The sequence below is a fragment of the Enhydrobacter sp. genome, from assembly GCF_030246845.1.
GTDB lineage: Bacteria > Pseudomonadota > Alphaproteobacteria > Reyranellales > Reyranellaceae > Reyranella.
Genome location: NZ_CP126889.1, coordinates 2,158,168 through 2,181,504, shown reverse-complemented (window position 1 = coordinate 2,181,504; position 23,337 = coordinate 2,158,168). Strand labels below are relative to the sequence as shown.

Genomic DNA, 23,337 nt, shown 5'->3' with positions numbered 1-23,337 from the left:
CCCGAGCGTCAGCGAGGGATCTTTGCGGACGCTCGCCGCCGTGATCCGCTTCAATAGCGCGTGTCACCGCTCTTGACCTTGCACTTGCCAACTTCCGCATATCCTTCGGATGCGGACGGAAGAGCTGGGACGGCTGATCGGAGGGCTGAGAGCCAGGCGTAGCGGCGCGGGCTGGATCGCGCGCTGCCCGGCGCACGACGATCGCACGCCCTCGCTCGGCCTCTCGCTTCGCGACGGCCGGGTGCTGGTGCACTGCTTCGCCGGCTGCACGCAGGCCGAGGTGATCGCGGCGCTCAGCCGGCGCGGCCTGTGGCCCGCGCCCGAGCGTGCGCAGCGGGTCCGCAGGCCCGTGGCCGACCGGGGGACGCGCGATCTCGGCCTGCGTCTCTGGCACGAAGCGAAGCCGCTGCATCCCGGCGCCTGGCCCGCGCTCCTCGTGCGCTATTTCCAGTCGCGCGGCCTCGTGCCGTTCGAGCCCTGCGGGGCGCTGCGGCTCCATCCGCGCCTGCCGCACGGAAGAGGCCTCGCGCTGCCCGCCCTGCTGGCGCTCGCGACCGATCGCGAGGGACGGCCGGCCGCCGTGCAGGCGACCTGGCTCCGCGCCGACGGCGGCGGCAAGGCCGACATCGATCCCGTACGGAAGACCTTCGGCCGCATCGCCGGCGCGGCGGTGCGGCTCGGCGAGGGCTGCGACGTGCTGCTGGTGGGCGAAGGCGTCGAATCGGTGCTGAGCGCCATGCAGGCGCTGGGCGAAGGCGGCTACGCGCTGCTGGGCACCGGCGGGCTGAAAAGCATCGTCCTGCCCGGGATCTACCGGACGCGGCGGGTGATCGTCGTCGCCGACAACGACCGCAGCGGCGCGGGCCAGAAGGCGGCGCACGAGGCGGCGCGGCGGCTGATCGGCGGGCAGGGCTTTCTCGACGTGCGCATCGCGCAGCCGCCGCGCACGGGCACGGATTTCAACGATCGTTTGCGGAGTGCGGTATGAGCGAGGACGACGTCAGGCGGGATATCGCCAGCGCGGTGCCCTTCGGGCTGGTCGACGGCAAGGCGACGGCCCCGGAAGTCGAGATCCTGTCGGGCCGCGCGCTGCGGCCCGAAGAGGTGCGCTGGCTGTGGCGCGACTGGCTGGCGCTGGGCAAGCTGCATCTGCTGGCGGGCACGGCCGGCACCGGCAAGACCACGATCGCGCTCGCCTTCGCCGCGTCGGTCACGGCGGGCGGGCGCTGGCCCGACGGCAGCGCGCAGCCGGCGGGCGACGTGCTGGTCTGGTCGGGCGAGGACGGCATCCTCGACACGCTGCTGCCGCGCTTCCTGGCGGCGGGCGGCGCGCAGGACCGCATCCACTTCGTCCATGTCGCGCGCGAGGACGGCCGCGACCGGCCGTTCGATCCCGCGTCCGACATGCCGAGGCTGGTGCGCGCGGCGCAGGGCCTGCCGGACCTCAGGCTCCTGATCCTCGATCCCGTCGTGTCGGCGGTCACCGGCGACAGCCACAAGAACAGCGAGACCCGGCGCGGGCTGCAGCCGGTGGTCGACTTCGCCCAGAAGCTCGACTGCGCGGTGCTGGGCATCACGCACCTCGCCAAGAACTCGGGCGGCCGCGAGCCGCTCGACCGCGTCGCCGGCAGCCTCGCCTTCGGCGCTGTGGCGCGCATGGTGCTGGCCACCGTGAAGCCCGCCCGGCAGGACGCGCCGCGCCGCCTGGTGCGCGCCAAGTCCAACCTCGGCCCCGACACCGGCGGCTTCGAATACACGCTGGCGCTCGCGCCCGTGCCGGGCCACGCGCTCTGCGCCCAGCGCATCGACTGGGGCCAGCCGCTCGACGGCACCGCGCGCGAGCTGATGGCGGTCGAGAAGCCCGACGCCGGCCCGAGCGCCGTCGACGAGGCGGAGACGTTCCTGCGCGAGGCGCTGCGCGAGGGGCCGATGGCGACGCGGGACTTGAAGGAGGCGGCCGAAGCCAATGGCTACGGCTGGCGCTGCGTCGAGCGCGCTGTTTGATGGCGCCGTAGCGAGGGAGCGGCCTTGCGGGGGTCACCGGCGATTTCCGGTTAGGGTTGGGTTGCGAGCTCCAACCTGCACGCGAGGAACCACCGATGACCGAAGAGATGATGGACCTGCGTTCGCTTGTCGAGAAGGCCCCTGACGCTGACGTTCTGCGCGAGATGATCGCCTTTGCTGCCGAGCGCCTGATGGAGATCGAGGTCGGTGCGCTGACCGGCGCCGCCCATGGCGAGAAGAGCGCCACGCGACTGGCCCAGCGCAACGGCTATCGCGACCGGGATTGGGAGACGCGGGCCGGCACGGTGGAGCTGCGCATCCCCAAGCTGCGCCGCGGCAGCTACTTCCCCAGCTTCCTCGAGCCGCGCCGCATGGCCGAGAAGGCCCTGACCGCGGTGATCCAGGAGGCCTACATCCAAGGCGTCTCCACCCGATCGGTCGACGACCTGGTCAAGGCCTTGGGCATGAGCGGCATCTCCAAGAGCCAGGTCAGCCGGCTGTGCGAGGAGATCGACCAGCGGGTGAAGGCCTTCCTCGACCGGCCGATCGAGGGCGACTGGCCCTATCTGTGGATCGACGCCACCTACGTGAAGGTGCGCCAGGCCGGCCGCATCGTCTCGGTCGCCGTCATCGTCGCCGTCGGCGTCAACGCCGACGGCCGGCGCGAGGTGCTGGGCATGGATATCGGCCCGTCCGAAGCCGAGACCTTCTGGACGGCGTTCCTCAGGAAGCTGACGCGCCGCGGCTTGCGCGGCGTCAAGCTGGTCATCTCCGACGCCCATGAAGGTATCAAGGCAGCGATCTCCAAGATCCTCACCGCCACCTGGCAGCGCTGCCGCGTCCACTTCATGCGCAACGCCTTGGCGCATGCCGGCCGAAGCGGACGCCGCGTGGTCTCGGCCTTCATCGCCACCGCCTTCGCCCAGGACGATGCCGAGCAGGCGCGTGCGCAGTGGCGGCGTGTCGCCGATCAGCTCCGACCCAAGGTCCCCAAGCTGGCTACCCTGATGGACGAGGCAGAGCCCGATGTGCTCGCCTACATGAGCTTCCCGGCACAGCACCGGGTCAAGCTGCACTCGATCAACCCCCTGGAGCGCCTCAACGGCGAGATCAAGCGCCGCACCGAGGTCGTCGGCATCTTCCCCAATGAAGCGGCCATCGTTCGACTCGTCGGGGCCATCCTGCTCGAGCAGAACGACGAGTGGGCCGTCCAGCGCTCCCGCTACATCACGCTGGAAAGCATCGCCCCCGTAAGCGATGATCCTCTCGTCGGGCTGCCTGCTGTGGCTGCCTGATCGATCCGGCTCACGCCGAAGATCGCTGTGCTGACTCAGCGCCAGCTACACCACGTCTCGGGGCACGATCGTTAACGCTCATTCGCACAGGTATTGCCGTCTTACAAGATTCTGGATGACCACAGGGATTCTTTGCGCATCTTCGTATTCAAGCCCAACGCATAGGGCACGTTACAATTAGAAGGACTCATTTGTCCGGCTATACCCTCTCTCAGTTGCGCGCTGAACTTGAGCGCCGCGGCTGTCGCCAGCATCACAATCCGGGCGGGATCGTCGTTCCGATCGGGGAGGTCTGGATTCATCCGAACGGCGTGACCTACATCATCATTCCGCGTCCGGTGGATGGGATTATCCCCGAAGCAGTCGTGCAAGATCTCTTGGAGGAGCACGATATTCCGGAGCCTAAACCCGGAAACTAGAGGAGAGCTACGCAGCCAACTTCTCAATGATAAAAGGCTGCGGCGTCCCGGGCATAATATTCAGCGCGTCGAGATGCTCGCGTACGCGCCTCAAGAAAGCGTCGAATGGTAGAGCCGGACGAACCGACGCTAACACATGCTCATTTAGCTCCAGCAATTTCTCGATTGACGGACCGACTGCTTCATAGGCAAGGCGCTGATCAGGGTTCGCCACGTAGAGACCGCGCACTTGCTTCGAAGTAAAGACATGCCAACCGTCGACTACGCGGTAGTCGACAAGGATCGTTCCTTCAACTGATTTGCGTTGCTGCAGCATGGTGCCGAATTGGTGCTCGTTTGTGGCGGCCGTTTGACCACCCTCCCCTCAAACCGAACAACGGGATTGTATAGCCGGCGAGTCAAGTGCTGGAAGTCCTAAGATTGAATAGCGTGCGACCATTTCGGGCAGTCGGATTCGAATATGGCAACAACCACTAGATATTGATTCGATTCTGTCTTCTGGACTGAAAACTCTAGATCTGGCCGATTTTTGGGGCTTCTTCTCCGCCACCACTCTGACCAGAGGTTAAGGCTCCGCCTTGCACACGGCGACCACAACTCCGGCAGGCCACGCCGAGCAGGAGCCGCTAGGCGCAGGGGTGCATCCGGCGTCCTGGCCTTCGGAGATCCGCATACGGATCGGCACCACACTGAATGATTGATCGCGCTTTGACGATCACGGGTCGCAGCTCTGGCGGCCTTTGGAAGAGTGTCGATAAAATGGGCTTTTTCGCTGATCCATCGTCAAAGACCGCCAAGGTCGAACGGTTGGCGACCTTTGTCTGCATTGGCGGTCTTCGCGCTGCACTGATCGGCATCGCGAAGGATCCCTCGGCTGCGCCTCGGGATGACACGGGTAGGGTGGCGCAGGACGGGTGCCTGGACGGAACCGGGAGGCTCTTGCACAAGGAAGTATCGATGCCTATTCTTTCTCCAGAAAGACAAGCTTCGCAATGCCCTCCCCCCGCCCCCGTCCCGCCGCCAGGCCCGATCCGTCGGCCGTCGTCACGAAGGCGGCGTTGCGGGCGGCGGATCGGCTCGGCCTGACGAACCGGGCGCTGGCGGCCGTGGTCGGGCTCTCGGAGGCGACGGTGTCGCGCATGCGGGCGGGGGACTATGCGCTGCAGCCCGGGCAGAAGGCGTTCGAGCTGGCGCTCCTGTTCGTGCGGCTGGCGCGCTCGCTCGATGCGATCGTGGGCGGCGACGATGCGGTCGCGGGCGCCTGGCTCAGGAATCCCAACAGCGCGCTCAGCGACGCGCCGCTCGCGCTGATCCAGACCGTGCCCGGGCTGATGAATGTCCTCCAGTACCTGGACGCAAGGCGCGCTGTCGTCTGAGGCGCGGCCGGCTTCCGGCACCGGCTGGCGGCTGGTCGAGGCGCAGCACAAGGTCTCGACGCTGAAGTATGTCGACACGGTCGAGGAGCAGGCGCTGCTGGAGGCGCTGGTCGAGGAGACCAAGCCCGCGCTGCCGCCCGAGTGCGAGGGCCTGCACTACCTGCTGGCGACGCCCTTCCGCTACGGCGCGCCCTATCCCGCGGGCTCGCGCTTCCGCCGCCCCGGCCTCACCGAGGGCGTGTTCTACGCCGCCGAGGCGGCGGCGACGGCGGTGGCCGAGATCGTGTTCTGGCGCCTGCTGTTCTTCGCCGAATCGCCCGCCACGCCGTGGCCCGCCAACGCCGCCGAGTACACCGCCTTCGCCGCCGCCTGGGCGACGAAGAAGGCGATCGACCTCGGCAGGGGCAGGCTCGCGCGCGACGAGGCGCGGTGGAGCCATCGCACCGACTACACCGCCTGCCAGGCGCTGGCCGATGCCGCCCGTGCGGCCGGGGTCGAGGTGATCCGCTACCGCTCGGTGCGCGACCCGCAGGGCGGCCACAATCTCGCGCTGCTCACGCCCCGCGCCTTCGCGCGACGGAAGCCCGTGAGCCAGCAGACCTGGCGCATCAGGCTGAGCGAGGCGGGCGCGCAGGCCGTGTGCGAGCAGCCCAAGGCCGGCATCACCTTCGACCGCACAGCCTTCGCCGCCGATCCGCGCATCGCACGGCTCCGCTGGCAGCGGCCGTAACGGCGGCGTCGCCGGCGCGTGGTATCGTCGCCCTCCACATGGCCAGCACGGGAGCGATGCCATGCCGAAGATGATCGCGATGGTCGTGCCGCAGGCCGGCGCCAGGCTGCAGCGCGTCGAGCGGGAGATGTCGTCGAGGGGCTGATGCCCGGCATCGCCTATCCGCGCGTGCCGGGCCACGAGGTGATCGGCAGGGTCGAGGCGACCGGGGTCGGCGTCGAGGGCTGGAAGCCGGGCGATCGCGTGGGCGTCGGCTGGTTCGGCGGCTCGTGCGGCCATTGCCGCCGCTGCCGCCGGGGCGAGGCCTTCGCCTGCGAGACCATCCGGGCGGTGACCGGCGTCACGCGCGACGGCGGCTACGCCACCCGCATGCTGGCCGACGTCTCGGCGGCGGCGCACGTCCCCGACGACATGGACGAGGTCGGGTCCGCGCCGCTCCTCTGCGCCGGCGTCACGACCTTCAACGCGCGCGGCTGGTATTCCGGCGTGGCGGCCGATTCCGAGGACACGCTGCGGTTCTGCCGGCTGCACGACGTCGGCCCGATGAACGAGATCTATCCGTTCGAGCAGGCCCAGGCCGCCTACGACCGCATGAAGAGCGGCCAGGCCCGCTTCCGCGTCGTCCTGAAGATGACGTAGCGGTCCGGATGTGTATAATTGGCCAGGAGAGTACACATCCGGACCGGCGACATGCGCACGAATATCGAGATCGACGACAGGCTCCTGTCCCAGGCCATGGCGGCGACGGGGCTGTCGACCAAGCGCGCCACCGTCGAGGAGGGCCTGCGGCTGCTGGTCCGCCTGCGGCGGCAGGCCAGGGCGCTGGCGGAGCTCGAGGGATTGGGCTGGGAGGGCGATCTGGACAGCATGCGGCGCGGCCGGCGGCGGCCCCGGCCGTGATCCTCGTCGACAGCTCGGTCTGGATCGCCCACCTGCGCGGCGAGCGGACAGCGGCGACCGTCCGGCTGGAAGAAGCCGCCGGCCGCGAGCCGCTGCTGATCGGCGATCTCATCCTGCTCGAGGTCCTGCAGGGGGCGCGGAACGAGGCGCACGCCGCGCGCATCGAACGCGGCCTGCGCCAGTACGACGTCGTGCCGCTGCTCGGCCCCGATCTGGCCGCGCGCGCCGCCCGCAACTATCGCAGGATGCGGGCGCTCGGCATCACGATCCGCAAGACGGCCGACATCGTCATCGCCACGTTCTGCATCGAGCACCGTCATGCCCTGCTGCACGACGACCGCGACTTCGCGCCAATGGAGAAGCACCTCGGCCTGATGGTCGCGTAAGCGGCACTGACAAGAAACCGGCCTCACCCTGAGGAGCATCGCGCAGCGATGCGTCTCATCCCCGAGGGTCGGCCTCGCCGGGCAGGCACCCACCAGCGTCGTGTCGTCCCGAGGCGAAGCCGAGGGATCTTTCCGGCGCGCGCCTCAGGTCACCTGGAAGCCGTGGGCGAAGGGGTCGCGGTCGTCGACGAAGATGGTGTTGATCCCGTGCTGGCGGGCCCAGCCGGCGATCGAGGGCACGATCGCGTCGTGGTTGCCGACCCTGGCCGCGGCCTCGACGCGGCCGTCGAACAGGGAGCCGATGATGCTCTCGTGCACGAACTCGTCGCCCGGCCCGAGCCTGCCCTCCGCCGCGAGCTGGGCCATGCGCGCCGAGGTGCCGGTGCCGCAGGGGGAGCGGTCGATCGCCTTGTCGCCGTAGAACACGGCGTTGCGGGCATGCGCGCGTGCGTTGCGCGGCGCGCCGGTCCACATCACATGGCTGACGCCGCGGATGCTGGCGTCCTCGGGATGGACCGGCTCGATCTGGCCGACGAGCAGCCGGCGCACGATCGGCGAGAGGCGCAGCACGTCGGCGGCCGAGATCGCCTCCAGCCCGGCGAAGTTCCGCTGCGGCTCCACGATCGCATAGAAGTTGCCGCCATAGGCGATGTCGCAGACGAGCTCGCCCACGCCCGGCACGTCGATCGTGACGTCGCTCGCGGCGAGATACGAGGCGACGTTGGTGAGCCGCACGCTGTCGACGAAGCGGCCGTCCCGTTCGTAGCGCGCCAGCACGCGGCCGGCCGGCGCGTCGAGCGCCACGGTGCCCTCGGCCGCGGGCGCGACGAGGCCGTTCTCGATCGCCATGGTGACGGTGCCGATGGTGCCGTGGCCGCACATCGGCAGGCAGCCCGACACCTCGATGAACAGGATGCCGATGTCGCAGTCGGCGCGCGTCGGCGGATAGAGGATCGAGCCAGACATCACGTCGTGGCCGCGCGGCTCGAACATCAGCGCCTTGCGGATCCAGTCGTGGCGCGCCAGGAAATCGAGCCGCCGCTCGCTCATGGTCGCGCCCCTGAGCAGCGGTGCGCCGCCCGACACCAGCCGCACCGGATTGCCGCAGGTATGGCCGTCGAGACAGGAGAAGGTGTGCAGCGCCATGGCGCGAGTCATATCACGCGCGGCCTCGCCCGCCACGGCGCCACCAGCAGCGCGCCGCCGATCAGGCCGCCATAGACGACGAGGCTGGCGCCGGTGGCGGCGAAGATGCCGTCGAGGCCGAGCCCCAGCCGCTCGGCCACGAGCCAGCCGCCGGCGGTCGCCACGGCGAGGCGCAGGAAGGCGGCCAGCACCGGCCAGGCCATGCGGTCGGCGCCCTGGCTCGCGAAGTAGATCGTGAGCCCCAGCCCGAACAGGCAGTAGAACGGCGCGGCGCGCGTCACATAGGCGACGCTCACGGCCAGCACGTCGGGCTCGGCGGTGAAGAGCCGCGACCACGCCTGCGGCATCACCGCCACCAGCCAGCCGATCGCGCCGATGCCGGCGAAGGCCGCGAGCCCGCCCAGCCAGGCGACGCGCACCGCGCGCCCGAAGTCGCCCGCGCCGACGGCCACGCCGACCAGCGTCGTGAGCCCGGTGCCGAGGCCGAAGGCGAGCGGCGCCACCATGAACTCGAGCCGCACGCCGATGCCGTAGCCTGCCAGCGCCGCCGTGCCGAAACGGCCGACCAGCGCCGTCACCAAGAGCGCCGTGAGGCTCGCGGCCACGGTGCTGAGCGATCCCAGCGCGCCTACGCGCAGGATCTCGCCGAACAGCCGGCGCTGCCATCTCCTTTTCCCGAGCCCGAGCTTGGGCACGAAGCCCAGCCGGCCGCGCCGCACCGCGCGCGCCTGCAGGAGCGCCGCGCCCGTGGCGGTGGCGAGCGAGGCGACCGCGGGGCCGGCGATGCCGATCCGCCACGCCAGCAGGCCGGCCAGCGGCACGTAGACCAGCGACGCGCCGATGCCGATGCGCGCCGGCGTCGCCGCATCGCCCGCCCCGCGCAGCAGGGCGGCGAGGAAGCAGTTGAGCCAGATCACGATCGCGCCCGAGTACCAGACGTCGCTGAAGGCGAGCGCGCGGTCGAGCGCGGCGCCGCGGCCGCCCAGCCAGCGGTAGAAGGCGGGCGCCACCGTCCAGGCGAAGGCGGTGAAGGCGGCGCCGACCGCCACCGCCAGCACGAGCGCGTGCCGGACGATCGCCTGCGCGTCGTCGCCCCGGCCGGCGCCCAGCGCACGCGCCAGCGCCGAGGCGACGGCGCCGCCCATGGCGCCGTTGGCGCTGTTCAGCATCAGCACCATGACGGGAAAGACCAGCGCGATGCCGGCCAGCGCGTCGGTCCCCAGCCGGGCGACGATCCAGATGTCGGCCAGCGCCACCACGACCTGCAGCGCCATCACCGCCGTGGTCGGCCCCGCCAGCCGCACCAGCGCCCGCCCGACCGGCGCCGTCAGGAGAGGATGGGACACGGCGGGCTCCTGACGAGACTCGAGAAGCGGTGCCATCCCGAACGCAGCGAGGGACCTTCGATCGGCGTCGCGAAAGATCCCTCGCTACGCTCGGGATGACACATCAAATCGGTGTCATCCGGAGGCGAGGCCGAGGGATCCTTCCTGCGAGCCGGTCACTCCGCCGCGAGCCGGAGCGACGGCCGCGCGGCGAGGGCGTCGCGCATCAGGCGCTCGACATGAGCGCGCTCGGCGCCGGCGAGCGGCAGGCGCGGCGGGCGGGTGCGCGCGCTGCCGCGGCCCATGATCTCCTCGCAGAGCTTGATGCATTGCACGAGGTCGGCGCGGGCATCGAGATGCAGGAGCGGCATGAACCAGTCGTAGAGCGGCCGCGCCTCGGCGAAGCGGCCGGCCATCGCGAGCTCGAACAGGCGGTTGCCCTCCTGCGGGAAGGCGTTGGAGAGGCCCGACACCCAGCCGGTACAGCCCAGCATCACCGCTTCCACCACCACGTCGTCGAGGCCGCAGAACAGCACCAGCCGGTCGCCCATGATGCGGCGGATGTCGGCCAGCCGCGCGGTGGCGCCCGACGATTCCTTGATGCAGACCACGGTCTCGCAGTCCGCCAGCTCGGCCAGCATCTCGGGCGTGACGTCGGTCTTGTAGACCGGCGGGTTGTTGTAGATCATCACCGGCAGGTCGGACGCCCGGGCGACGGCGCGGAAATGCGCCACCGTTTCGTGCGGCTTGGCGCTGTAGACCATGGCCGGCATCGCCATCAGCCCGTCGACGCCGAGCCTGCGGCAGTCGCGCGCGAGATCGCAGGCCATCGCGGTCGTGTATTCGGCGACGCCGGCGATCACCGGCACACGCCTGGCGACCGCCTCCACGGCGGCGGCCAGCACCCGGCGCTTCTCCTCGGCGGTGAGCGAGGTGCCCTCGCCAACCGTGCCGCAGATCACCAGCCCCGCGACGCCGTCGCGCACGAGGCCGTCGATCACCTTCTGCGTCGCCGCGAGATCAAGCGAGAAATCCTCGCCGAACTGCGTCGTCACCGCCGGGAACACGCCCCGCCAGCCTATGCGCGCCATGCCGCACCTCCTGCCGATCCGCGCCGCGACTGTAGCGCCAAAGCGGGCGGGCGCGTAGGGTTGCGCCTTCGAATCCGGGGGAAGCGTCGATGTCGCAGATTCTGTTCAGGAACGCGAAGCTCCTCGATCCGCGCTGGGACGAGGCGCGCGGCGGCCACGAGGTGCTGGTCGAGGGCGAGACGATCAGGGAGGTGTCGGACAAGCCGATCAAGGCGGCGAGCGCGCGCACGGTCGATTGCGGCGGGCGCACGCTGATGCCCGGCCTGATCGACTGCCACGTGCACGTGTTCCTGAGCGAGGTGAACATCCGCAACCTCGAGAACATCCCGCTGACCCTGATGACGGCGCGCGCCGCCGACCTGATGAGGGGCATGATCGATCGCGGCTTCACCACCGTGCGCGACACCGGCGGCGCCGACTGGGGCATCAAGACCGCGGTCGAGACCGGCCTGATCGCGGGTCCGCGCCTCTTCATCTCCGGCCGCGCCATCGGCCCGACCGGCGGCCACAGCGATTCGCGCCGCCGCACCGACACCAGTTCGCCAGGAAGGGGCGCGCCCTGCGGCTGCTGCAACGCCATGGTCTACAGCATGGCCGTGGCCGACGGGCCCGACGAGGTCCGCAGGACGGTGCGCGAGCAGATGCGCCAGGGCGCCGACCAGGTGAAGATCATGTGCTCGGGCGGCGTCGCCTCGCCCTACGATCCGCTCGACTCGCTGCAGTTCTCGGCCGCCGAGATCGCGGCGGCGACCGACGAGGCGAGGAACTTCGGCCGCTACGTGCTGGCCCATGCCTACACGCCCGAGGCCATCACCCGCGCGGTCGAGAACGGCGTGCGCACCATCGAGCACGGCAACCTGATCGACGACAAGTCGGCGCAGCTCCTGAAGTCGAAGGGCGGCTACATGGTGGCCAACCTCGTCACCTACTTCGTGATGAAGGAGCGCGCGGCGCAGTTCGGCATGACGGCCGACATGCTGGCCAAGAACGACATCGTGCTCGACGGCGCGCTGAAGTCGCTGGAGATCTGCCAGCGGGCCGGCGTGAAGGTGGGCTACGGCAGCGACCTGCTGGGCCAGCTCCAGGTCGAGCAGAGCCGCGAGTTCCTGTTCCGCGCCGAGGTGCTGAAGCCGCTGGAGATCATCCGCCAGGCGACGCTGGTCGGCGCCGAGGTGCTGCGCCAGGAGGGCAAGCTCGGCGTCGTGGAGCCCGGCGCCTTCGCCGACCTGATCGTGGTCGACGGCGATCCCGTGAAGGACCTCGAGCTCTTCCTCGACCAGGGCGCCCACCTGCCGCTGATCATGAAGGCCGGCCGGTTCCACAAGAACGCGCTGGCATGAGCGCGCGTCGGGATCAGGGGAGCGCGCCACTCCAGTGGCGCCCTCTTCGCGTCTCGCCCCCGCATGAGCGCCACTGGAGTGGCGCGCTCCGATGAGTTCGTAACCATGTCCTTCCTGTTCAGAAACCTCCGCCTGCTCGATCCGCACTGGGACGAGGCGCGCGAGGGCTACGAGGTGCTGGTCGAGGGCGACACCGTCAAGGAGGTGTCGGACCGGCCGATCGGCGCCGGCGCCGCGACAGTCATCGACTGCGGCAGGCGCACGCTGATGCCGGGGCTGATCGACTGCCATGTGCACACCCATCACAGCGAGGTCTACATCAACCGCCTCGAGAGCGTGCCGCTCACGCTGATGATGGCGCGCTCGGCCGGTCGGCTGAAGCGCATGCTCGATCGCGGCTTCACCACGGTGCGCGACGCCGGCGGCGCCGACTGGGGCACCAGGACCGCGGTCGAGGCGGGCCTGATCCCGGGCCCGCGGCTCTTCATCTCCTGCCGCTCGATCGGGCCCACCGGCGGCCACAACGACCGCAACCGGCGCACCGACATCGGGCCGCCCTGCCTCTGCTGCAACGGCATGGTGTTCCTGCGCGCCATCGCCGACGGTCCCGACGAGGTGCGCAAGGCGGCGCGCGAGCAGATGCGGCAGGGCGCCGACCAGGTGAAGCTGATGGTCTCGGGCGGCGTCGCCTCGCCCTACGACCCGCTGGAATCGCTGCAGTTCACCGTCGAGGAGATCGGCGCCGCGGTCGAGGAGGCGCACGCCTTCGGCCGCTACGTGCTGACCCACGCCTACACGCCCGAGGCCATCACCCGCGCCGTGAAGTGCGGCGTGCGCACCATCGAGCACGGCAATCTAGTCGATGCGCCGACCGCGAGGCTGATGGCCGCGAAGGGCGTCTACATGGTGCCCAACCTCGTCACCTACGAGGCGATGAAGCGGCGCGCCCGCGAGCTCGGCATGCCCGACACCATGCTGGCCAAGAACGACGAGGTGCTGAAATACGGCTACGCCGAGCTGGAGCACTGCCGCGCCGCCGGCGTGAAGATGGCCTACGGCACCGATCTGCTGGGCGCGCTGGAGGACGAGCAGACCGGCGAGTTCCGGATCCGCGGCGAGGTGATGCCGGCGATCGAGGTCATCCGCTCGGCGACGCTGGTCGGCGCCGAGGTGGTGCGCCAGGAAGGCAGGCTCGGCACGATCCAGCCGGGTGCTTATGCCGACCTGCTAGTGGTCGACGGCGATCCGGTGAAGGACCTCGGCCTCTTCAAGGACGGCGGCGTGCACCTGCCGGCCATCATGAAGGCCGGCCGGTTCCACAGGAACGTGCTGTGATGCTTGCAGGAAATCGTGCCAAGGAAAGATCCCTCGCTGCGCTCGGGATGACCCAGTTCTTGTCGTGTCATCCCGAGGCCGAAGGCCGAGGGATCTTTGGCGACGCATGAGATACGTCCGACGCCTGGCGCTGAACGGGGCGGCGACGGTGGCGCTGGGCTATATCCTGCTGCCGCTGGTGTTCATCGTCTGGCTCGCCTTCTACCGCCAGGAGATCCCGTCCTTCCCGCCCGAGGGCTACAGCCTGCGCTGGTTCGCGGCGATCTTCGACCAGCGCAAGTTCGCCGACGGCTTCACCCTCTCGTTCGAGGTCGGCCTGATCGCCACCGCGATCGGGCTGGTGCTGGGCGTGCCGGCGGCGCTCTGCCTGGCGCGCCGCGACTTCGCCGGCAGCGCCCCGCTCGGCAGCCTGCTGCTGATGCCGCTGATCGTGCCCGGCGTGGTGCTGGGCACGGCGATGTACGTCTTCCATGTCGAGCTCGAGAACGCGCTCGATGTCGATGTGATCGGCACCCTGGCCGCGCTGATCGCGGGCCATGTCGTGATCGTCATCCCGTGGATCGTGCGGCTGGTGACGGCGAGCCTCGCCGGCGTCGACCGCGCCACCGAGGAGGCGGCGCAGAATCTCGGCGCCAACCGCTGGATGACCTTCTGGCGCGTCACGCTGCCGGCGATCCGTCCCGGCATCGTGGCGGGCGGCCTGTTCGGCTTCGTGACCTCGTTCGGCAATCTCGAGATGAGCCTGTTCCTGGTTGGGCCGGGCCGCACCACGCTGCCGATCGTGATCCTCCAGTATCTCGAATGGAAGATCGATCCCACGATCGCCGCCGTCTCGGTGGTGCAGATCGCCCTGATCGCGGCGGTGATGCTGATCACCGACCGCTACGTCCGGCTCGCCCGGGTGGTGTGAGATGGCTCAGCTCGACATCGAGGAGCTGGCGCGGCGCTACGGCGACTTCTACGCCGTGCGCGACGTCTCGCTGCAGGTGGCCGACGGCGAGTTCCTGGTGCTGCTGGGCCCGTCGGGCTGCGGCAAGACCACGACCTTGCGCATGGTGGCGGGCTTCGTCGAGCCCAGCGCCGGCCGGGTCAGGCTCGCCGGCCGCGAGGTGACGCTGCTGCCGCCGTGGAAGCGCAACACCGGCATGGTGTTCCAGAGCTACGCCCTGTTCCCGCACCTCACCGTGGCGCAGAACGTCGCCTTCGGTCTCGAGATGCGCAAGCTCGCCAGGGCCGAGATCGGCAAGCGCGTCGCCGAGGCGCTGGCGCTGGTGCGGCTCTCGGGCTTCGACGGCCGCCTGCCGCGCCAGCTCTCGGGCGGCCAGCAGCAGCGCGTGGCGCTCGCCCGCGCGCTTGCCATCCGGCCCGACGTGCTGCTGCTCGACGAGCCGCTCTCCAACCTCGACGCCAAGCTGCGCCAGGAGGTGCGGGTCGAGATCCGCGAATTGCAGCAGAAGCTCGGCCTCACCACGGTGATGGTGACGCACGACCAGGAGGAGGCGCTCACCATGGCCGACCGGCTGGTGGTGATGAGCGAGGGCTCGGTGCGCCAGATCGGCACCCAGCGCGACCTCTACGAGCGCCCGGCCGACCGCTTCGTGGCCGACTTCGTGGGCCGCAGCAGCTTCCTCGAGGGCGTCGTGGAGGCGCCCGGCCGGTTCCGCACCGACGGCGGCCTCTCGCTCGCCTGCGCCGGCGGCGCGCCCGGCCGCGGCGCCTTGGCGGTGCGGCCCGAGCGTGTCGGCATTGCCGCAACCCCGTGGAGCGGGCTGGACAACAGCCTGCAAGGCACGGTGGAATTCGTCTCCTATCTCGGCGCGCTGATCGACATCCATGTGCGCCTCTCGCCCCGCGACCGGCTGATCGTGCATGTCGCCAATCGCGAGGACGGCTTCACGCCGGAGGTCGGCCAGCCGGTCCATGTCGGCTGGCCGGCGGGCGCCGGCCGGGTGTTCAACGAGTAAGAAGTAAGACAAGACGCAAATCGCAGGAGGCTTCCATGTCCGACCGTTTCACGCTCCGCCGCCGCAGCCTGCTGGGAGGGGCGGCCGCGCTGGCCGCCGGCGCGGCCCTGCCCGCGCGCGCCGAGAGCAAGCGCATCATCGTCGGCACCTGGGGCGGCGATTATTCGCGGCTGCTGGCCAAGAACATCGAGAAGCCGCTGCTCGAGCCCAAGGGCTGGGAGGTGATCAAGGACGAGGCCAACGATCCGCCGCGCCGCGCCAAGATGCTGGCCGAGAAGTCGCTGCGCCGCGGCAGCACCGACATCCAGGGCCTGTCGGCCGCCAACATGTACGACGTCAACCAGCAGGGGCTGGTCGAGCAGCTCGACTACTCGAAGATCCCCAACGCCAAGAACCTCATCCCGGCGATGAAGTATCCCTACGGCATCGGCCAGATCTATTCGGGCAAGGTGATCCTCTACAATCCGCGCATCATCAAGACGCCGCCCGAGAGCTTCGCCGAGACGCTCGATCCCAAGATGGGCGACAAGCTCGGCATCATCGACATCCAGTACCAGTACACGCTGGTCGCCGCCGGCATGGCCTCGGGCGGCTCGCCCTCCAACATCGAGCCCGGCAAGGCGCGCCTGATCGCCTGCCGGAAGGCCGGCGCGCGCATCTATCCCAGCAACGAGGCGTTCGCCCAGGCGATGAAGACCGAGGAGATCGCCGTCGGCATCATGTGGAAGGCGCGCGCCGTGCAGTGGCAGAACGCCGGCATCAACATCGAGACGGTGGCGGCCAAGGAAGGCGTGCCGATGTACATCTCCGGCTTCGCCATGCCGAAGAACGCGCCCGACAAGGAAGGCGCCTACGCCTATCTCGACGCCATGCTGGCGCCCTCGGCGCAGGAGGCCTTCGCGGTCGACATGGGCTACAACCCGACCGTGACCAACGCGCACGTTCCGCCCGAGGTGCAGAAGCGGATCGGCTTCACGCCCGAGGAGCAGAAGCGGCTGGTCGATCTCGACTACGGCTATCTCGCCAAGAACGACGTCGCCTTCCAGGAATGGTGGAACAAGACCTTCAAGGCCTAGACGATTGAGCTTGCCCGTCATCGGAGCGCGCAACTCGAGTTGCGCCTTCTTCGCCGCCGACGCTCGATGAGCGCCCCTGGAGTTCACCGGCCATGCCGCGCTTGGGCGTGACACTGCGCTGCCTGCGGCAAAATGGGTGTCATCCCGAGCGCAGCGAGCGAGGGATCCTTGATCGACACCAGCCAAAGATCCCTCGCTGCGCTCGGGATGACACGGAAACGGCTGGACCGCGTGACTTGTCTCCTGTCGGCGGCGCGTTCCGTTGAGTCGGCAATGCACACAGGGGCGGTGATCGAGCCATGACGACGCGGCGGGAAGGTCTCACGGCGGCGGCGCTGATCGGACCGGCGACGATCTTCGTCGCGGTGAGCCTGTTCGGGCCGCTCGCCATCCTGTTCCGCTACAGCCTGAACGATTTCGACAAGGCGACGAAGACGATGATCGCGGCGCTCACGCCCGCGAACTACCTGCGCTTCTTCACCGACCCCTACTACACCTCCGCGCTCGCGACCACGGTCGAGGTGGCGCTGCTCTCGACGGCGGTCTGCCTGGTGCTGGGCTTTCCGCTGGCCTATGTCGTGGCGCGCACGCAGAGCCGCTTCAAGCACCTGCTGATCATCGCCATCGTCCTGCCGCTGTTCGTCGGCAACGCGGTGCGCGCGGCGGGCTGGATGGTGATCTTCGGCAACAAGGGCTTCGTCAATGTCGGCCTCGCCTGGCTCGGCCTGACCGACCGGCCGATCGAGATCATGTTCACCGAGAAGGCGGTGATCATCGGCATCATTGCCGTCACGCTGCCGTTCATGGTGCTGTCGCTGCAGAGCGTCATCGAGGGCGTCGACCGCGCGGTCGAGGAGGCTGCCTTCAGCCTCGGCGCGCCGCCCCTCGCCATGTTCCGCCGCGTGCTGTGGCCGCTCGCGCTGCCCGGCGTGCTGGCCGGCACGATCCTCACCTTCATCCTCTGCATGAACGCCTACGCCACGCCCTACCTGCTGGGCGGCCCGGTGTTCAAGATGATGGCGCCGCTGGTCTACAACACCTTTACCCAGCAGGCGAACTGGCCGTTCGGCGGCGCCATCGCCTTCGTCCTGATGGCCGTGACGCTCACCCTGACCGTCGCGGCCAACCTCCTGATCCAGCGCCGGACCCGAAGTTAGGTCACCGGCCACAGCATGAGGTGGCTGCGGTCGCGGGGTTGGCGGCCGGCGCGTTCCCGTAGCGGTCGTGATGGCGTACCCACGCCATGGTGAAATCCAGCGCGTCCTCGTCGCGGCCCTTGGCGGTGAGGTCGAGCAGCCGGTAGGTGTGCATCATCACCTCCACGCCGCGGCCGTACGTCGAGTAGGTGTGGAAGACCTCGCCCGTGTCGTCCTTGTAGAAGGCGCTGACGCCGGGCATCTCCTCGCCCGGCGGCGTGCCGCCGAAATTGTAGTCGGCCTCGCCGCGGGCGATCTCGTCGGCCGTGAAGCTGACGCCGAAATCGCGGTTGAAGTCGGTGCCGTGCGAGGACACCCACCTGAACTGCCAGCCCATGCGCTTGCGGAAGCGCTCGATCTCGGCCAGCGGCGCACACGAGACCGCGACGAAGGCCGTATCGCGCGCTGCCAGGTGAACGAGGGCGGGATCGGTATGGTCCGCCATGTAGGAGCAGCTCTTGCAGCCCTGCTCCCATCCCGGCGCCAGCATGAAATGCTGCATCAGGAGCTGGCGGTGGCCGTCGAACAGATCGGCGAGCGGACGGGGCCCGCCGGGCGTGTCGAAGAGATAGGTCTTCGCCATCCGTACCCAGGGCAGCGCGCGGCGTTCGCGCGCGATCTGGTCGCCGAGCCGTGTCAGCTCCTTCTCACGGGCCAGAAGCGCCTTGCGCGCGGCAAGCCAGTGCTCCCGGCTCACGACCGGATGGGGCGTCGGGCGATCGGTCCGTTCGGCAATCCTCGTGCTCATGGCATCCTCCTCATCGGGGTTGTTGCCCGATAGAGATGCGCCGAAAGCCGGGAAGGCGAGAGTTACAAGTATGGCGGGATTCGCCGCGGAGGGCGCAAAGCCGTCAGGCTCTAGAAAATCGGGTAGCCCGGTGCGAGCAGGCTGGCCGGATCGAACCGGCGTTTCGCGGCGCTCAGCCGGTCGAAGGCCGGCCCGAAATGGCGCCGCCAGTCGTCGCCTGTCATCGGCAATGCGCTCACCGGATAGAGTGTGCCGCCCGCTTCGCGGATCCAGCCGTAAAAGGCGCGATTGTCCTCGACGAGCCGGGCGATCTCGCGAGCGTCGTCGGTCGCCGGAATGCGGACCAGGTTGAAGGCGTAGCAGAGGTCGTCCGCCGGCAGCCGCGCCAGCGGGCTCGTGATCGATCGGCGCGGGATGGCAGAGAGCGAGACCTGGCCGTGCGGTCCGAGATCCGCCGGCGCCAGCCTGGCCAGGGCATCACCGACGACCGCCTCCACCCCGGCATCGCCGACGAACGTCATCAGCCAGGGATGCGGCAGGAACCACTGGCCGTTGCCGCGCAGCAGCGTCTCGAGCTGGGAGAGCCGATCGAGGTAATCGAAATACGACAGCGTCGCGGCCTGCCGCCGTGAGCGGTCGTCGGACAGGCCGGCCAGCACCGCTTCGTCGTCGTGCCCGGCGGGATCCGCGAGATGCCGGGCGGCGTCGAGCCGGAATTGCCAGCCGCCGTCCGGCCTGGCGAGGATCGCACCCGTCGCGTCGTCGAACCGACCATCGGCGGCCAGCAGGCGCTGCTCGCGCAGCATGCTCGCGAGATTCGCGTAGAACAGCAGATACCGGCGCACCTGCCGCGGCGCCGGGACGAGCCTCAGCGTGGCCCGGATGACGACGGCGACCTGGCCGAGCCCGGCGCGGACCGCGTCGAACAGCTCGGCCTGGTTCCGCGCCGAGCAGGTGACCTCGTGCCCGGTCCCGGTGACCACGTCCATCTCCAGCACGTTGTCGCTCTGCAAGCCATGGCGTCGTGTCCCGCTGCCGACCCCGCCGACAACGAGCGTGCCGCCGATCGAGAGTCCGAGATAGTCGGTGACCACCGGCGGGGCGAGTCCGTGCGGCAGGGTCGCGGCGAGCACCTCGCGCCAGGTCGCGCCGGCCTCGACGACGACCCGGTCGCCCTGCAGGCCGTGGATCGTCCGCAGCCGCGACATCTCCGCCACGATGCCGTCGCGCGCCATGGCCCGGCCATAGACCGAATGCCGTCGTCCCTGGGCCGCGAAGCGGAGGCCTTGTTGCGAGGCCCAGCGGATCGCTGCCGCGACATCGCCCGATGATCGTGGCTGCAGGATCCAGGTCGGCCGTTCGTGGACGATGTGCCCGAAATCGTCTGCCGCCGCGCTGCGTGCCGGCTCATCGCAGCGGACCCGTCTCTCGAGTGCCGATGGAATGCTGTCCGCGCGCGCCGCGGCCGCCTGGGCGGCGGTCGCCGCCATGCCGGTGAGCAGGACGCTTCGGCGATTGGCTGCCATGACGGCCCTCCCTAGCCGACCACTTCGCTCTCCCGTCGTAGGTAAATTTCATCGTTGTGCGAGGCAATCCGTGCCGATCGTGATACAGTCTTCCGGAAATCGGACAGATTTGATGATCCGCATCGACGACCTCGACGCCTTCGTGGCGATCATCGAGAAGGGCGGGCAGACCGCTGCCGCGCGTCACCTGCGCCGCTCGGTCCAGTCGGTCGGCCGCTCGCTCTCGGCGCTCGAGCAGGATCTGGAGGTCCAGCTCGTGCGCCGCACGACGCGCCAGTCGGGGCCCACCGAGGCCGGGCAGGCCTTCTACCGGCGGGTCAAGCCGGCGCTCGCCGACATCCACGAGGCAAGGCTCGAGACTGCGAACCGGCAAGCCGAGCCGTCCGGCCTCCTGAAGGTCGGCGCACCGGCGGCGTTCGCCACCGCCTTCGTCGTTCCGGCGGTGCGCGACTTCATGGAACGCCATCCGCGCATCGAGGTCGAGCTGCAGGCCTCCGACCGGCCGGTGGATTTCTTCGCCCAAGGGCTCGACCTCGCCGTTCGGATCCGCGAGCTGCCCGACTCCGGCATGCAGGCACGCAAGCTGGGCGAGTTGCGGGTCGGCATCGTCGGCGCGCCGACCTATTTCGCGCACCGCGGCCGCCCGGCCCATCCCGACGACCTGGCGGACCACGACTGCATCGTGCGCGTGCTCGACGGCGAGGAAGCCTCGTGGCCGTTCCGCATCAACGGGCGTCGTCGGCTCGTTCGGGTCGGCGGTCGCTTCCGCACCAACAGCATGCCGGCGATCCATGCTGCGACGGCGGCCGGGCTCGGGCTCGGCCTCACGCCGCTCTGGCAGGTCCGCGCCCCGATCGAGCGCGGCGATCTCGAGGTCGTGCTCGAGCAATTCGAGTCGACGCGGATCCCGATCCATGCCGTCTGGCCGGCAACCCGGCAGCCGGCCTTGAAAGTGCGGCTGTTCGCCGATCTCCTTGCGGCAAAGGTGCGTCACGGCCGGCTTTGAGAGGAGCACATGCATATCGGACTGATCGGCGGCATCGGGCCGGCGGCGACCGACTTCTATCATCGCGGGCTGATCGAACGGCACAGGGCCGCCGGCGTCCCGCTCGAACTCACCATCGTCCATGCCGACGCGCGAGATGTCGCGCAACATGGCGAACGGGGATCCTGCGCGGCAGGCCGAAATCTTCGAGCGGCTGGTGCGTCGGCTGAAGGCGGCCGGCGCCGCGGCGGCGGCCATCACCTCGATGGGCGGTCACTTCTGCGTGCGCGAGCTCGAAGCGATCTCGCCGCTGCCGATCCTCGATGCCATTCCCGGGATCGATGCCGCCCTCGGCCGGCTCGGCGTCAAGCGCCTCGGCATCCTGGGCACGCGCACCGTCATGGAGAGCCGGCTCTATGGCGGTGTCCGCGCCGCCGAGATCGTGGCGCCCGCGGGCGAGGCGATGGAAGAGGTGCACAGCGCGTACGTCGAGATGGCCAATGCCGGCCGCGTGACCGAGCGGCAGCGGCACATCTTCTTCCGGGCCGGACACGAGCTCCGCCGCCAGCACGACGTCGAGGCGATCCTGCTGGGCGGCACCGACCTCTTCCTGGCCTTCGCCGGCGAGACGCCGGGCTTCCGCGTCATCGACTGCGCCGAGCTCCATGTCGACGCGATCTTCGCCCGGTCGACTGCAGCATGACTGCACACGCAACCCTTCGATGCGACATTTGGCCTTCAACGCAGGCCGTGCAGGTCCCTAAAGTGCGCCCCCTATCGGTGACCGCGATCGTCCAGCAAGAAGAGTGATCGCAACAGGAGGAACGTCGATGTCCCGTCGCTTTTCGCGCCGCGTTTTCTTTGGCGCTGCAACCGCCACGCTCGTCTCGCCAGCCGTCCTGCGCGCGGCCGAGCCGTTCAAGATCCGCTGCTCGCTGGACACCGCGCCGAGTCATCCGCGCAACCAGGCGATCGTCGACTACTTCGAGAAGCTGGCCAAGGCCTCCAACGGCGAGATCGTCGGCGAGGTGTTCCATTCCGGCCAGCTCTTCGCCGACCTGCACGTCTCCAAGGCGCTGCTGCAGGGGCAGGTCGAGATGGCGGCGCCCGGCGCCTGGGTGCTGACCGGCCTGGTGCCGGACTGCGACATGGTGCAATTGCCCTATTTCTACGGCCAGTCGTCGGAGGTCACCCACAAGGCGACCGACGGCAAGCCCGGCGCCTATGTCGGCAAGCAGGTCACCACCAAGCTCAGGACGCACATGCTGGGGCCGTGGATCGATCTCGGCTATCAGAACTGGTACAGCACCAAGACGCCGCTCAACCATTTCGCCGACCTGAAGGGCCTCAAGATCCGCAGCCCCGGCGGCGCCGGCATCTCCTGGCGCATCAAGTTCGCCGGCGGCATCGCCAACACCACGGCATGGCCCAACGTGCCGCTGGCGCTGAGCCAGGGCACGTTCGACGCCTTCGTCAGCACCGACGAGAGCTGCAACTCGGCCAAGCTGTGGGAGGCCGGGGTCAAATACTCCTATGCCGACCACCAGTTCATGGGCCAGTACATGCCGCAGATCGGCAACGCCACCTGGGCCAAGCTGAAGCCCGCGCAGCAGAAGCTGATGACCGACCTGTGGGCCGATCACATCGGCGAGTACCGCAAGAACGCCGCCGCCTCGCAGCTCAACGGCCGCAAGATCATGGAATCGCACGGCGTCAAGTTCACCGACCCAGCCGCCGACGAGCTGGCGGCGACGCGCAAGGCGATGATGGGCGACATCGATGCGCTCATCAAGGACGCCAAGCTCTCGCCCGAGGTCGTGAAGCTCGTCAAGGAAGCGATCGGCTAGGCTGCATGAGCGCAACTGGAGTTGCGCGCTCCGATGAGCGCGCTCAGGGGAGCGCGCCACTCCAGTGGCGCCATCTTCAGTGAACCGCGGCGACACGTTGTGGGACCGCGTCGAGCGGACCCTGGTGGGTTTGCTCGGCGCGGTCGCGATGATCGTCGGCGTCGTCCAGGTCGTGGGGCGCTACTTCTTCCCCGCCTACGCCATAAGCTGGGCCGAGGAGGTGATCGTCTACCTCGTGGTGTGGGGCGTGATGATCATCTCGAGCCAGCTCGTGCGCACCGACGGGCACGTGCGCCCGGACCTCGTGCTGCGTCTCGCCGGACCGAACGGCCAGCGCTGGATGGAGACCTTCAACTGCCTGGTGGCGCTCGTCTTCTGCATCGGCATGGCGTGGTACGGCTTCAGCATCGCCGAGACGTCCTGGCTGCTCGACGAGCACAGCGCCTCGGACTTCGCCTTTCCGATGTGGATCTACTACGCCTCGCTGCCGGCGGGCGGCCTGCTGATGACAGCGCGCTACGCCATTCGGCTCTACCGCTATCTCTTCCGCTTCGACCCGGCGACCATGACGGTGGGCCATACGGCGGAGCACGACCTGATGGCGCCGGCCGGCGGCGACGCCAGGTCGGCGACGACGGACTGACCGCC

General features: G+C 69.3%; 25 protein-coding genes. 19 read left to right on the top strand and 6 right to left on the bottom strand.

Annotated features, from left to right (window positions below):
* Positions 1-109: 109 nt before the first annotated feature.
* The 4 genes from OJF58_RS10955 (at position 110) to OJF58_RS10940 (ending at position 3,718) form a co-directional block, all read left to right on the top strand.
* Positions 110-988 (top strand): toprim domain-containing protein, encoded by an 879-nt coding sequence (locus OJF58_RS10955; protein ID WP_300784236.1) that lies wholly within the window; start codon positions 110-112, stop codon positions 986-988.
* Complete coding sequence (locus OJF58_RS10950; protein ID WP_300784234.1) at positions 985-2,004, top strand: AAA family ATPase; 1,020 nt, start codon at positions 985-987, stop codon at positions 2,002-2,004. The genes OJF58_RS10955 and OJF58_RS10950 overlap by 4 nt, the downstream gene beginning before the upstream one ends.
* 95 nt (positions 2,005-2,099) lie before the next feature.
* Complete coding sequence (locus OJF58_RS10945; RefSeq protein WP_300779380.1) at positions 2,100-3,299, top strand: IS256 family transposase; 1,200 nt, start codon at positions 2,100-2,102, stop codon at positions 3,297-3,299.
* A gap of 191 nt (positions 3,300-3,490) precedes the next feature.
* Positions 3,491-3,718 (top strand): hypothetical protein, encoded by a 228-nt coding sequence (locus tag OJF58_RS10940; protein ID WP_300784232.1) that lies wholly within the window; start codon positions 3,491-3,493, stop codon positions 3,716-3,718.
* Between the two features lie 7 nt (positions 3,719-3,725).
* Here the strand turns inward: OJF58_RS10940 and OJF58_RS10935 are convergent, their stop codons facing one another.
* A complete protein-coding gene (locus tag OJF58_RS10935; protein ID WP_300784230.1) occupies positions 3,726-4,034 on the bottom strand; it encodes a hypothetical protein in 309 nt (102 codons plus the stop codon).
* A gap of 676 nt (positions 4,035-4,710) precedes the next feature.
* Between OJF58_RS10935 and OJF58_RS10930 the strand changes: the two genes are divergently transcribed.
* The 5 genes from OJF58_RS10930 (at position 4,711) to OJF58_RS10910 (ending at position 7,110) form a co-directional block, all read left to right on the top strand.
* Entirely contained in the window at positions 4,711-5,094 is a 384-nt protein-coding gene (locus OJF58_RS10930; RefSeq protein WP_300784228.1) for an MbcA/ParS/Xre antitoxin family protein, read from the top strand.
* Complete coding sequence (locus OJF58_RS10925) at positions 5,054-5,824, top strand: RES family NAD+ phosphorylase (protein ID WP_300784226.1); 771 nt, start codon at positions 5,054-5,056, stop codon at positions 5,822-5,824. The genes OJF58_RS10930 and OJF58_RS10925 overlap by 41 nt, the downstream gene beginning before the upstream one ends.
* 144 nt (positions 5,825-5,968) lie before the next feature.
* A complete protein-coding gene (locus OJF58_RS10920) occupies positions 5,969-6,463 on the top strand; it encodes an alcohol dehydrogenase catalytic domain-containing protein (protein WP_300784224.1) in 495 nt (164 codons plus the stop codon).
* Positions 6,464-6,514: 51 nt separating this feature from the next.
* Positions 6,515-6,724 carry a type II toxin-antitoxin system VapB family antitoxin gene (locus OJF58_RS10915; RefSeq protein ID WP_300784222.1) on the top strand — a complete coding sequence of 70 codons (210 nt, stop codon included), beginning with the start codon at positions 6,515-6,517 and terminating at the stop codon, positions 6,722-6,724.
* The gene (locus OJF58_RS10910) at positions 6,721-7,110 is read left to right on the top strand and encodes a PIN domain nuclease (RefSeq protein WP_300784220.1); all 390 of its coding nucleotides are present in this window, start codon (positions 6,721-6,723) and stop codon (positions 7,108-7,110) included. Before OJF58_RS10915 ends, OJF58_RS10910 begins: the two co-directional genes overlap by 4 nt.
* A 144-nt stretch (positions 7,111-7,254) precedes the next feature.
* On the opposite strand, the gene OJF58_RS10905 is transcribed toward OJF58_RS10910, so the two are convergent.
* The 3 genes from OJF58_RS10905 to OJF58_RS10895 form a co-directional block, all read right to left on the bottom strand.
* A complete protein-coding gene (locus OJF58_RS10905) occupies positions 7,255-8,256 on the bottom strand; it encodes a 4-hydroxyproline epimerase (protein WP_300785247.1) in 1,002 nt (333 codons plus the stop codon).
* An 8-nt stretch (positions 8,257-8,264) separates the two neighbouring features.
* The gene (locus OJF58_RS10900) at positions 8,265-9,602 is read right to left on the bottom strand and encodes an MATE family efflux transporter (RefSeq protein WP_300784219.1); all 1,338 of its coding nucleotides are present in this window, start codon (positions 9,600-9,602) and stop codon (positions 8,265-8,267) included.
* A 155-nt stretch (positions 9,603-9,757) separates the two neighbouring features.
* Positions 9,758-10,672, bottom strand: coding sequence for a dihydrodipicolinate synthase family protein (locus OJF58_RS10895; RefSeq protein WP_300784218.1), 915 nt, complete (start codon positions 10,670-10,672; stop codon positions 9,758-9,760).
* 89 nt (positions 10,673-10,761) lie between these two features.
* Between OJF58_RS10895 and OJF58_RS10890 the strand changes: the two genes are divergently transcribed.
* The 6 genes from OJF58_RS10890 to OJF58_RS10865 all read left to right on the top strand — a co-directional run bounded on the left by OJF58_RS10890 (position 10,762) and on the right by OJF58_RS10865 (position 17,544).
* The gene (locus OJF58_RS10890) at positions 10,762-12,012 is read left to right on the top strand and encodes an amidohydrolase family protein (protein WP_300784216.1); all 1,251 of its coding nucleotides are present in this window, start codon (positions 10,762-10,764) and stop codon (positions 12,010-12,012) included.
* 105 nt (positions 12,013-12,117) lie between these two features.
* On the top strand, positions 12,118-13,347 hold the full coding sequence (locus OJF58_RS10885) for an amidohydrolase family protein (protein WP_300784215.1): 1,230 nt from the start codon (positions 12,118-12,120) through the stop codon (positions 13,345-13,347).
* A 106-nt stretch (positions 13,348-13,453) separates the two neighbouring features.
* A complete protein-coding gene (locus tag OJF58_RS10880) occupies positions 13,454-14,257 on the top strand; it encodes an ABC transporter permease (RefSeq protein WP_300784214.1) in 804 nt (267 codons plus the stop codon).
* A gap of 1 nt (position 14,258) precedes the next feature.
* Positions 14,259-15,311 (top strand): ABC transporter ATP-binding protein, encoded by a 1,053-nt coding sequence (locus OJF58_RS10875; protein ID WP_300784213.1) that lies wholly within the window; start codon positions 14,259-14,261, stop codon positions 15,309-15,311.
* Between the two features lie 35 nt (positions 15,312-15,346).
* On the top strand, positions 15,347-16,387 hold the full coding sequence (locus OJF58_RS10870) for an extracellular solute-binding protein (RefSeq protein WP_300784212.1): 1,041 nt from the start codon (positions 15,347-15,349) through the stop codon (positions 16,385-16,387).
* Between the two features lie 299 nt (positions 16,388-16,686).
* Positions 16,687-17,544 (top strand): ABC transporter permease, encoded by an 858-nt coding sequence (locus OJF58_RS10865; RefSeq protein WP_300784210.1) that lies wholly within the window; start codon positions 16,687-16,689, stop codon positions 17,542-17,544.
* A gap of 1 nt (position 17,545) precedes the next feature.
* Here the strand turns inward: OJF58_RS10865 and OJF58_RS10860 are convergent, their stop codons facing one another.
* Together OJF58_RS10860 and OJF58_RS10855 are read right to left on the bottom strand one after the other, a co-directional pair.
* Positions 17,546-18,331, bottom strand: a complete 786-nt coding sequence (locus tag OJF58_RS10860; protein ID WP_300784209.1) for a DUF899 domain-containing protein — start codon at positions 18,329-18,331, stop codon at positions 17,546-17,548.
* A gap of 110 nt (positions 18,332-18,441) precedes the next feature.
* Positions 18,442-19,857 (bottom strand): FAD-binding protein, encoded by a 1,416-nt coding sequence (locus OJF58_RS10855; RefSeq protein ID WP_300784208.1) that lies wholly within the window; start codon positions 19,855-19,857, stop codon positions 18,442-18,444.
* A gap of 112 nt (positions 19,858-19,969) precedes the next feature.
* On the opposite strand from OJF58_RS10855, the gene OJF58_RS10850 reads away from it, so the two are divergent.
* From OJF58_RS10850 to OJF58_RS10835, 4 genes are all read left to right on the top strand, one after another.
* A complete protein-coding gene (locus tag OJF58_RS10850; RefSeq protein WP_300784207.1) occupies positions 19,970-20,863 on the top strand; it encodes a LysR family transcriptional regulator in 894 nt (297 codons plus the stop codon).
* 148 nt (positions 20,864-21,011) lie between these two features.
* Positions 21,012-21,545: an aspartate/glutamate racemase family protein gene (locus tag OJF58_RS10845; protein ID WP_300784205.1), complete on the top strand. Its 534-nt coding sequence runs from the start codon at positions 21,012-21,014 to the stop codon at positions 21,543-21,545.
* A 127-nt stretch (positions 21,546-21,672) separates the two neighbouring features.
* A complete protein-coding gene (gene dctP, locus OJF58_RS10840; protein ID WP_300784204.1) occupies positions 21,673-22,689 on the top strand; it encodes a TRAP transporter substrate-binding protein DctP in 1,017 nt (338 codons plus the stop codon).
* A 64-nt stretch (positions 22,690-22,753) separates the two neighbouring features.
* Positions 22,754-23,332 carry a TRAP transporter small permease gene (locus OJF58_RS10835; protein ID WP_300784203.1) on the top strand — a complete coding sequence of 193 codons (579 nt, stop codon included), beginning with the start codon at positions 22,754-22,756 and terminating at the stop codon, positions 23,330-23,332.
* The last annotated feature ends 5 nt before the right edge of the window (positions 23,333-23,337 follow it).

Bases quoted from the DNA above. Each gene is read 5' to 3' on its own strand.
- OJF58_RS10955 (WP_300784236.1), top strand. From the start codon at position 110: ATGCGGACGGAAGAGCTGGGACGGCTGATCGGAGGGCTGAGAGCCAGG.
- OJF58_RS10950 (WP_300784234.1), top strand. From the start codon at position 985: ATGAGCGAGGACGACGTCAGGCGGGATATCGCCAGCGCGGTGCCCTTC.
- OJF58_RS10945 (WP_300779380.1), top strand. From the start codon at position 2,100: ATGACCGAAGAGATGATGGACCTGCGTTCGCTTGTCGAGAAGGCCCCT.
- OJF58_RS10935 (WP_300784230.1), bottom strand. From the start codon at position 4,034: ATGCTGCAGCAACGCAAATCAGTTGAAGGAACGATCCTTGTCGACTAC.
- OJF58_RS10930 (WP_300784228.1), top strand. From the start codon at position 4,711: ATGCCCTCCCCCCGCCCCCGTCCCGCCGCCAGGCCCGATCCGTCGGCC.
- OJF58_RS10925 (WP_300784226.1), top strand. From the start codon at position 5,054: ATGTCCTCCAGTACCTGGACGCAAGGCGCGCTGTCGTCTGAGGCGCGG.
- OJF58_RS10920 (WP_300784224.1), top strand. From the start codon at position 5,969: ATGCCCGGCATCGCCTATCCGCGCGTGCCGGGCCACGAGGTGATCGGC.
- OJF58_RS10915 (WP_300784222.1), top strand. From the start codon at position 6,515: ATGCGCACGAATATCGAGATCGACGACAGGCTCCTGTCCCAGGCCATG.
- OJF58_RS10905 (WP_300785247.1), bottom strand. From the start codon at position 8,256: ATGGCGCTGCACACCTTCTCCTGTCTCGACGGCCATACCTGCGGCAAT.
- OJF58_RS10895 (WP_300784218.1), bottom strand. From the start codon at position 10,672: ATGGCGCGCATAGGCTGGCGGGGCGTGTTCCCGGCGGTGACGACGCAG.
- OJF58_RS10890 (WP_300784216.1), top strand. From the start codon at position 10,762: ATGTCGCAGATTCTGTTCAGGAACGCGAAGCTCCTCGATCCGCGCTGG.
- OJF58_RS10885 (WP_300784215.1), top strand. From the start codon at position 12,118: ATGTCCTTCCTGTTCAGAAACCTCCGCCTGCTCGATCCGCACTGGGAC.
- OJF58_RS10880 (WP_300784214.1), top strand. From the start codon at position 13,454: ATGAGATACGTCCGACGCCTGGCGCTGAACGGGGCGGCGACGGTGGCG.
- OJF58_RS10875 (WP_300784213.1), top strand. From the start codon at position 14,259: ATGGCTCAGCTCGACATCGAGGAGCTGGCGCGGCGCTACGGCGACTTC.
- OJF58_RS10870 (WP_300784212.1), top strand. From the start codon at position 15,347: ATGTCCGACCGTTTCACGCTCCGCCGCCGCAGCCTGCTGGGAGGGGCG.
- OJF58_RS10865 (WP_300784210.1), top strand. From the start codon at position 16,687: ATGACGACGCGGCGGGAAGGTCTCACGGCGGCGGCGCTGATCGGACCG.
- OJF58_RS10860 (WP_300784209.1), bottom strand. From the start codon at position 18,331: ATGAGCACGAGGATTGCCGAACGGACCGATCGCCCGACGCCCCATCCG.
- OJF58_RS10855 (WP_300784208.1), bottom strand. From the start codon at position 19,857: ATGGCAGCCAATCGCCGAAGCGTCCTGCTCACCGGCATGGCGGCGACC.
- OJF58_RS10850 (WP_300784207.1), top strand. From the start codon at position 19,970: ATGATCCGCATCGACGACCTCGACGCCTTCGTGGCGATCATCGAGAAG.
- OJF58_RS10845 (WP_300784205.1), top strand. From the start codon at position 21,012: ATGGCGAACGGGGATCCTGCGCGGCAGGCCGAAATCTTCGAGCGGCTG.
- dctP (WP_300784204.1), top strand. From the start codon at position 21,673: ATGTCCCGTCGCTTTTCGCGCCGCGTTTTCTTTGGCGCTGCAACCGCC.